This window comes from Streptomyces sp. MBT53, from assembly GCF_016654115.1.
Taxonomy (GTDB): domain Bacteria; phylum Actinomycetota; class Actinomycetes; order Streptomycetales; family Streptomycetaceae; genus Streptomyces.
Genome location: NZ_JAEQAZ010000452.1, coordinates 1 through 1912, shown reverse-complemented (window position 1 = coordinate 1912; position 1912 = coordinate 1). Strand labels below are relative to the sequence as shown.

Annotated in this window: 1 protein-coding gene and 1 pseudogene; both read left to right on the top strand. The window is 70.2% G+C overall.

Annotation, left to right across the window (positions count from 1 at the left end; translation table 11 throughout):
• Positions 1–361: 361 nt before the first annotated feature.
• A complete protein-coding gene (locus JHN45_RS52100) occupies positions 362–1306 on the top strand; it encodes an ABC transporter ATP-binding protein (RefSeq protein WP_201056523.1) in 945 nt (314 codons plus the stop codon).
• A pseudogene (locus JHN45_RS52095) lies at positions 1303–1912 on the top strand (DUF1349 domain-containing protein); the annotation flags it as partial. The gene JHN45_RS52100 and the pseudogene JHN45_RS52095, both read left to right, overlap by 4 nt.

The following is a 1912-nucleotide window of genomic DNA, read 5'->3' as shown; positions in this document are numbered from 1 at the left end:
TCCCGATCCGTCCCGGGGTCTTGGCCTGGGTGTCGCCTCAGCGTGGGGTCCTGGCTCGGGTGCCGGCCCGGCGTGGAGTCCTGGCCCGGGTCCCGACCTGGCATGGAGCCCCCGCCCGGTCGCCGAACCGTCGCCGGCCGCCCAGATGCCCCCGCCGCCGCGGTGCTCACGCCGACGGTGTTTTCCGGCGGTGCCGAAGCCCCCGTACCTGAACCCCCCGCACCCGAACTCTCCGCACCCGACGATCCCTCCACGCCCACCCCGCCATTGTGCCGACCCCCGTTCCGCTCGGCGTCCCTCTCGTGAGGGACCTCCATGGCGTGACGACACCCTGTGGGGCGCGCGCCTAGCCTCGCTCACCATGAGTGATGCAAGCATCGAAGTTCGCGACTTACGGAAGCGGTTCGGTCGGACCCTCGCGGTTGACGGCCTTTCCTTTACGGTCGAACCGGGTACGGTGACCGGGTTCGTCGGTCCCAACGGTGCCGGTAAGTCCACCACCATGCGATCCCTGCTCGGCCTGGACACCCCCGACGAGGGGCGGGCGTTGATCGGCGGGCGGCCCTATCAGGCGTTGCGCACACCGTTGTTGGAGGTCGGCGCGCTCCTTGACGCCGCCGCGCTGCATCCCGCCCGTCGCGGTCGTGATCACCTGCGCTGGCTGGCCCACTCGCACGGGCTGCCGATGCGTCGTGTGGACGAGGTGCTCGAACAGGTCGGGATGGAGCAGGCGGCTCGCAGGCGGGCGGGGGGCTACTCCCTCGGGATGCGCCAACGGCTCGGTATAGCGGCCGCGTTGCTCGGTGACCCGCCGGTTCTGCTCCTCGACGAACCGGTCAACGGCCTGGATCCCGAGGGTATCCAGTGTATCCGCACCCTGCTCCGCCACCTTGCGACCGAGGGCCGGGCGATCCTCGTCTCCAGCCACTTGATGAGCGAACTCGAAGACACCGCCGACCACTTGGTTGTCATCGGCCGGGGTCGTCTTATCGCCGACACGGCGGTCGCCGACCTTCTCGCGGCGGCCTCCGGTGACCGGGTGCGGCTGCGCACGAGCAGTCGTACGGAAGCGATGGAACTGCTCGCCCGGGAGGGCGGCACGGTGGCCGTCGTCGACCGTGACCTGCTCACCGTGACCGGCCTGTCTGCCGAACGGATCGTGGAGGTGCTTGCCGCGTCCCGCGTCCCGTTCGCCGAAGTGGGCGCGCATCGGGCCTCGTTGGAGGAGGCGTACATGGAACTCACCCGGGATGTCGTCGAGTTCACGTCGACGCCCGCCGGGACGACGGACGAGGTGACCCGATGACGGCGCCGACGAGGACGCCCGCGCCGTATCGCTCGGCGCTGCATCCGGCCCGGGCGGGGTTCGGGCGGCTGCTGCGCGCGGAGTGGACGAAGTTCTGGACGGTCAGGGCCTGGCTGCTGGTGCTGGCGATGGCGGCCGTGGTCGTGGTCGGGATCAGTCAGATGGGCGCGAGCGGGTCCGTCACCGGGGGCGGTCCGCCGGTCGTCGTCGGGCCGGGCGGTGAGGTGGTCAACGATTCGTTCCGATTCACCCACCGCGCGCTGACCGGTGACGGCACGCTCACGGTGCGGGTCACCGGTCTGAAGAGCAATGACGGCGAAGCGCTGGAGCCCTGGGCGAAGGCCGGGATCATCGTCAAGTCGAGCCTGAAGCAGGGGTCGGCGTACGCGGCGGTGGTGGCGACCCCGGGCCATGGCGTCCGTATGCAGTGGAACTTCACGCATGACACGGCCGGCCCGAGCAGCGATCTGGGCACCACCCCACAGTGGCTACGGTTGAAAAGGCTGGGGGGAAAACTAACCGGCTATGCGTCGGTAGATGGTGAGAAATGGACCCAGCTTGGGGAGGTGGGGGGCGCGGGGCGGGGGGGGACGGTTCAGGTGGGCC